Origin of the sequence: Aeromonas sp. ZOR0002 (genome assembly GCF_963866995.1) — a bacterium.
In the GTDB taxonomy this organism is placed as follows: Bacteria; Pseudomonadota; Gammaproteobacteria; order Enterobacterales; family Aeromonadaceae; genus Aeromonas; species Aeromonas caviae.
In genome coordinates, this window is sequence record NZ_CAWMFQ010000110.1 from 1 (window position 1) to 5,712 (window position 5,712).

Consider the following 5,712-nt stretch of genomic DNA (forward strand, 5'->3'; position numbering starts at 1 on the left):
CTAGGGCACCCGATGCAACACGTAATTGGGACATAGCCTTTTTTATTGTCCGAATTCCCCGTGCCACTGTCGTATCAACACAGGCTCTAACGGGCCAACGCCCACAAGATGACGCCACCTGCCACCACCAGACAGCCGCCGATGCGGCGCAGCTGTTCCGGCGGCAACTCCCCGAGCAGGCGCAGCATCTGCTGCCATGCCCTGGGAGCGAGCAAGGGCCCCAATCCTTCGAAGAGCAGCAGCAACCCCAGCCCCATCAACATGGATGTCAGCATCACCTCTCCTTATCCCCTGCCGGTCTGTGACCGCCAAACAAAAGGGCCTGAATCATCAGGCCCTTGGGTCATATCAACACGTGTTTACTGCTTGTTGCCGTGCGGCGACTTGAGGTAGCGGAAGAACTCGCTGTCCGGTTTCAGGACCATGAGGTCGTTGCCACCGGCGAAGCTCTTGCGATAGGCCTCCATGCTGCGCACGAAGCTGAAAAACTCGGGGTCTTTCTTGTAGCTGTCGGCATAGATCCTGGCGGCCTCGGCATCCCCTTCACCACGCAGCTGACGGGCATTACTCTCGGCGTCGGCGATCATCACGGTCACCTTGCGGTCGATGTCGGCACGCAGGATCTCGGCCTGCTCGCGGCCCTGTGAACGGTGTTCACGGGCAACCGCGGTCCGCTCGGCACGCATCCGCTGATAGATGGAGCTGGAAACTTCCACCGGCAGGTTGATCTGCTTGATGCGCACATCCACCACCTTGATGCCGAGCTCGGAGGAGCGCGCCATCTTCATCAGGGCATCTTCCATCACGGTACTGCGCTCGCCGGAGACGATGTCCTTGATGGTGCGGTTACCGATCTCGGAACGCAGGCCGTTGTTGATCTTGCGCTTGAGCAGGTCTTCAGCCTGGATCTTGTTGCCACCACCGGTCGCCAGGTAGTACTTGGAGAAGTCCTCGATCTTCCACTTCACGTAGGAGTCGATGATGAGGTCCTTCTTCTCGGACGTAACGAAGCGATCCGCCTGGCCTTCCAGGGTCTGGATGCGGGCATCCATCTTGCGTACCTGGTCGATGAGCGGCACCTTGAAGTGCAGGCCCGGCTCGTACAGGCGCGGTTCACCGGAGTCGACCCGTTTCACCTTGCCAAACTGCACCACTATCCCCTTCTGTCCCTCATCGACGATGAAGATGGAAGAGAAGCAGACCATGGCGGCCACAGCGATGACACCAATAGCTAGCTTTTTCATCTATCAGTTTCTCCCTGTGCTGAAACGATCACCGCCACGCAGCGGGGTCGGAGTGGAGTTGGCCCCTTCGTTGGACGGCTGCGCCGCCTCGACTGCCGGGGTGCCCGCAGGACGTGCCGGTTGCACGGCATTCGCCTTGCCAGAGAGCTTGTCGAGCGGCAGATAGATCATGCTGTTGTTGCCAGCCGGCATGTCGACCACCACCTTGTTGGCCTGCTGATAGAGCTCTTCCATGGTTTCGAGGTAGATACGATCACGGGTCAGCTCGGGCGCGGCCTGATACTGGGGCAGCAGCTCGTTGAAGCGAGCGACTTCACCCTTGGCCTTCAACACGATCTGGGACTTGTAGGCTTCGGCCTCCTGCTCCAGACGTTTGACCTGGCCACGAGCCTTGGGCTCCACTTCACGGGCATAGGCTTCCGCTTCACGGATGAAACGCTGCTCATCTTCCTGGGCGGAGATGGCGTCATCAAACGCATCCTTCACCTCTTCCGGCGGACGCGCTGGCAGGAAGTTGACGTCCACGATCTGCAGACCCATCTGATAGGGCTCGATGATGCTGTCGATCACCTGCCAGGTTTCCTGACGCACCTTCTCACGACCCGTGGTCAGCACATCGTCCATCCGGGTGTGACCCACCACGTAGCGCAGGGCGCTGTCGGTGGCCTGGCTCAGGCTCTCGTCTGCATTGGTCACGCTGAACAGGTACTGCTCGGGATCGACCACACGATACTGCACGTCCATCTCGACCCGCACCACGTTCTCATCCTGGGTCAGCATGAAACCGGACGCCGGCAGGGAACGGACCGATTCCACGTCCACCGGGATCACCCGGTCGATGAAGGTCGGTTTCCAGCGCAGACCGGGATCCACGTTGTGGGAGTATTCGCCAAAGCGCAGCACCACGCCCCGCTCGGCTTCGCGAATGGTGTAGAAGCCGCTGACGACCCATACCACCACGGCCACCACCAGCGCGATGGAGAGGCCGAACTTGCCGACGTCACCACCACCGGATTTGCCACCACCGAGCAGACCGCCAAAACGACGGCTCACCTTGCGAAGCATCTCGTCCAGATCAGGGGGGCCCTGATTCTTGCCGTTGTTCCCCCAGGGGTCACGGTCTTTGCCATTGTTACCAGGCTCATTCCAAGCCATCAGCGTCTCCATTAATACATGCGGATGGATATCATCTCTATCGGGCCACAGAGGAGCGATGAAATCAGCAAACCATTTATGTTCATCGACCCATCAATGCCTGATAAAGCGTTGTAAACTCTCACCTTCTTGTTTCATGAGGCGGTTCCAGTCAGCCAGTTGCAGGCGAACTTCCAGCACAAAGTCCCCCTCCTCGCTGAAACCTTCCTGCTCGATACCTTTCAGCCGATAGAGCGCACTGCGCAGTCTGGCGGCGGAAGGGGGCAGTTGCAGGGTGTGATGCACCATGGAGCCGGCCAGCAGTTCAGTCAGTGCCTGGAACAGGTATTCACTGCCCTCGCCAGTCTGGGCCGACAACCAGACTCGCACCGGTCGCCCAGCCTCATCCCGTTCAAGACCAGCCGGACGATCCCCCAGCTTGTCGATCTTGTTGCAGATCATCAGTTGGGGACGGTCATCCGCCTCGATCTCGGCCAGCACACGCTGGACCGACTCGATATTCTCCTGCATCTGTTCATCGGCGCAGTCCACCACGTGCAGCAGCAGGTCCGCTTCGCGAGTCTCCTGCAGGGTCGCCTTGAAGGCCGCGACCAGATCATGGGGCAAGTGCCGAATAAATCCAACTGTATCCGCCAGGATCACATCACCCACATCCTGGATCACCAATTTGCGCAGGGTGGGGTCCAGGGTTGCGAACAATTGGTCGGCAGCATACACGCTGGCATCTGTAAGTTGGTTGAACAAAGTGGATTTTCCGGCGTTGGTATACCCCACCAGAGAAACGGTCGGCACTTCGTTGCGGTTGCGGGCACGGCGCCCCTGCTCCCGCTGCTTGGCCACCTTGTCGAGGCGGCGCAAAATGGCCTTGATGCGCTCACGCAGCAGGCGTCGGTCGGTTTCAAGCTGGGTTTCACCCGGGCCGCGCAGACCGATCCCCCCCTTTTGTCGCTCAAGGTGGGTCCAGCCTCGCACCAGACGAGTGGAAAGATGGCGCAACTGGGCCAGTTCGACCTGCAACTTGCCTTCGTGAGTGCGGGCGCGCTGGGCGAAGATATCGAGGATAAGGCCTGTTCTGTCCACGACCCGGCACTGGAACAGACGCTCCAGGTTGCGCTCCTGGGCGGGGGTCAGGGCATGGTTGAAGATGACCACGTCGGCGTCCAGCATCTGGACCTGGGACGCGATCTCTTCCGCCTTGCCGCTGCCGACAAAAAATTTGGCGCTGGGTGCGCTGCGACTGGTGGTGATCACCCCCAGTGCATTGACCCCGGCCGAGCTCACCAGCATCTTGAGCTCGTCCAGATCCTCCCGCTCGCCCTCATCGCTGAAGTTGACATGTACCAGAACGGCCTGTTCACCAGCTTCGTAACGGTCAAACAAGCGCTTGCTCCTTGACAGGTATCATGATGGATCTGAGTTGGCGAGTGAACTCGCCGCAGGATATCACGCCTCGGCTTCACCCTGCTCTTCACCGGCGGCGCCCGGGGCGTGCTGGTGATGGTTGACAGCACGGGCCGGCACCACGGTGGAAATGGCGTGCTTGTAGACCATCTGGCTCACGGTGTTCTTCAGCAGAATGACAAACTGGTCAAACGATTCGATCTGACCCTGCAGTTTGATGCCGTTCACCAAATAGATAGAAACAGGAATACGCTCACGGCGCAGCGCATTCAAAAACGGGTCTTGGAGAGATTGCCCCTTAGCCATCTTTCTTTTCCTTATAGTTTGTTGTTTTTAAACACCGGATATTCAATATAACAACCTGATTATACAGGAGTGTCAAGCCGGACCAGCTTGGGCGACGACCCTGGCCAGATTGCCAGACTCACCAGATTCCAACCAGGTCACATCAGGCCAACCGCGCAACCAGGTCATCTGACGCTTGGCCAACTGGCGGGTGGCAACAATGCCGCGATAACGCATCTCATCATACTCCACTTCCCCCGCCAGGTAGTCCCACATTTGGCGGTATCCCACGCAGCGAATGGAGGGAAGATCCGGGGTGAGATCCCCCCGCTCGTAAAGCGCCCTGACCTCCTGCTCGAAGCCGCTGCCCAGCATCTTGTCAAACCGCTGTTCGATGCGCTGATGCAGCACGGCCCGATCCCTCGGCGCGATGGCAAACTGCAGCGCCCGGTAGGGCAGCCCCTCTCCCTGCACCTGGGTCAGCTCGGTGAGGGTCTTGCCGCTGATGCGGTAAACCTCGAGCGCCCGGCACAGGCGCTGGGGATCGTTGGGGTGGATGCGGGCACCGGCCACCGGGTCGATGCGTACCAGTTCGTCGTGCAGCGCCTGCCAGCCGAGGCGGGCAGCCTCTTCCTCGATGCCGGCCCGCACGGCAGGATCGGCGGAAGGCAGCGGAGAAAGCCCCTCCAGCAGTGCCTTGAAATAGAGCATGGTGCCGCCCACCAGCAGCGGAGTGCGGCCACGGTCGGCGATCTCTTTCATCTCCCGCAGGGCATCCTTGCAAAAATCCGCCGCCGAATAGCTCAAGGCGGGATCCAGGATATCGATCAGCCGGTGCGGGGCCTGCGCCAGCTCGGCTGGCGTCGGCTTGGCGGTGCCTATGTCCATGCCGCGATAGATGAGCGCGGAGTCCACGCTGATAATGTCGCAGGGCAGGGCCTGGCACAGTTCAATGGCGAGATCCGTCTTGCCGGAGGCCGTCGGCCCCATCAGAAAAATTGCAGTCGGCAAGTCAGCCACGTTAAACACTCCCTTCGGCCGCCCCTTCACGGGCGAGCCGGCATAAAACTGGTCATATGGATGCAACAGACGACGAGACGCCGTCAGTTGCCATCGGCAAACTCGGCCAGCACGTTCGCCAGCGACAACGGGCGTACCATGCGAACGTCTGCCAGTTGGTCACTGAAATCGGCAACAAGTTCCCTCAACAACCGGGTGGCAGTGGCAAAATCGTATATTTTTTCGGCACTTATGCCTTGTTCCACCAACCACTGGCATAGTACCCCAGCCTGCGTGTCGGCATCACTGTCAGATCCGCTCTCGACCAGTTGCAACAATTCGGGTAAGAGGCGGGCCAGATCGGTCTGGCGCAGCAGGGCGGGCACCCGAGTCAGGATCATGGTGTCGCGTCCCCCGCTTTTCAACTCCAGCCCCATGCGTTTGAGCAGGCGTTCCCGCTCCTCCACCAGGGCGACCAGGTTTTTCGGCAGCTTGAAGGAGACCGGCAGCAGCAGAGGCTGGGCCGCCAACCCCTGGCCCCAGGCATCCAGCAGCCAGTGGCGCAACAACAGACGCTCGGCGCGCACCAGGGAGAGCAGCGCCAGCTGCCCCTGACGCTCCATCAGCA

The 5,712-nt window shown here is 60.2% G+C and carries 6 protein-coding genes and 1 pseudogene; all 7 read right to left on the reverse strand.

Translation table 11 applies throughout. The features are described 5' to 3' along the window. Window positions 1–86: 86 nt before the first annotated feature. Complete coding sequence (locus AACR77_RS06350) at window positions 87–275, reverse strand: DUF2065 domain-containing protein (protein ID WP_010673197.1); 189 nt, start codon at window positions 273–275, stop codon at window positions 87–89. Window positions 276–359: 84 nt separating this feature from the next. Further along, the gene (gene hflC / locus AACR77_RS06355) at window positions 360–1,244 is read right to left on the reverse strand and encodes a protease modulator HflC (protein WP_010673196.1); all 885 of its coding nucleotides are present in this window, start codon (window positions 1,242–1,244) and stop codon (window positions 360–362) included. A 3-nt stretch (window positions 1,245–1,247) separates the two neighbouring features. Then, window positions 1,248–2,399 (reverse strand): FtsH protease activity modulator HflK, encoded by a 1,152-nt coding sequence (gene hflK, locus AACR77_RS06360; RefSeq protein ID WP_010673195.1) that lies wholly within the window; start codon window positions 2,397–2,399, stop codon window positions 1,248–1,250. Between the two features lie 93 nt (window positions 2,400–2,492). Next, window positions 2,493–3,779 (reverse strand): ribosome rescue GTPase HflX, encoded by a 1,287-nt coding sequence (gene hflX, locus AACR77_RS06365; RefSeq protein WP_010673194.1) that lies wholly within the window; start codon window positions 3,777–3,779, stop codon window positions 2,493–2,495. 63 nt (window positions 3,780–3,842) lie between these two features. Beyond that, a complete protein-coding gene (hfq, locus tag AACR77_RS06370) occupies window positions 3,843–4,106 on the reverse strand; it encodes an RNA chaperone Hfq (RefSeq protein WP_011704864.1) in 264 nt (87 codons plus the stop codon). 72 nt (window positions 4,107–4,178) lie between these two features. Then, window positions 4,179–5,096 carry a tRNA (adenosine(37)-N6)-dimethylallyltransferase MiaA gene (gene miaA, locus AACR77_RS06375; protein ID WP_081999402.1) on the reverse strand — a complete coding sequence of 306 codons (918 nt, stop codon included), beginning with the start codon at window positions 5,094–5,096 and terminating at the stop codon, window positions 4,179–4,181. Window positions 5,097–5,188: 92 nt separating this feature from the next. Then, window positions 5,189–5,712, reverse strand: a pseudogene (locus AACR77_RS06380) (DNA mismatch repair endonuclease MutL); the annotation flags it as partial.

Coding starts and splice junctions, on each gene's coding strand:
- AACR77_RS06350 (WP_010673197.1), bottom strand. CDS start 275: ATGCTGACATCCATGTTGATGGGGCTGGGGTTGCTGCTGCTCTTCGAA.
- hflC (WP_010673196.1), bottom strand. CDS start 1,244: ATGAAAAAGCTAGCTATTGGTGTCATCGCTGTGGCCGCCATGGTCTGC.
- hflK (WP_010673195.1), bottom strand. CDS start 2,399: ATGGCTTGGAATGAGCCTGGTAACAATGGCAAAGACCGTGACCCCTGG.
- hfq (WP_011704864.1), bottom strand. CDS start 4,106: ATGGCTAAGGGGCAATCTCTCCAAGACCCGTTTTTGAATGCGCTGCGC.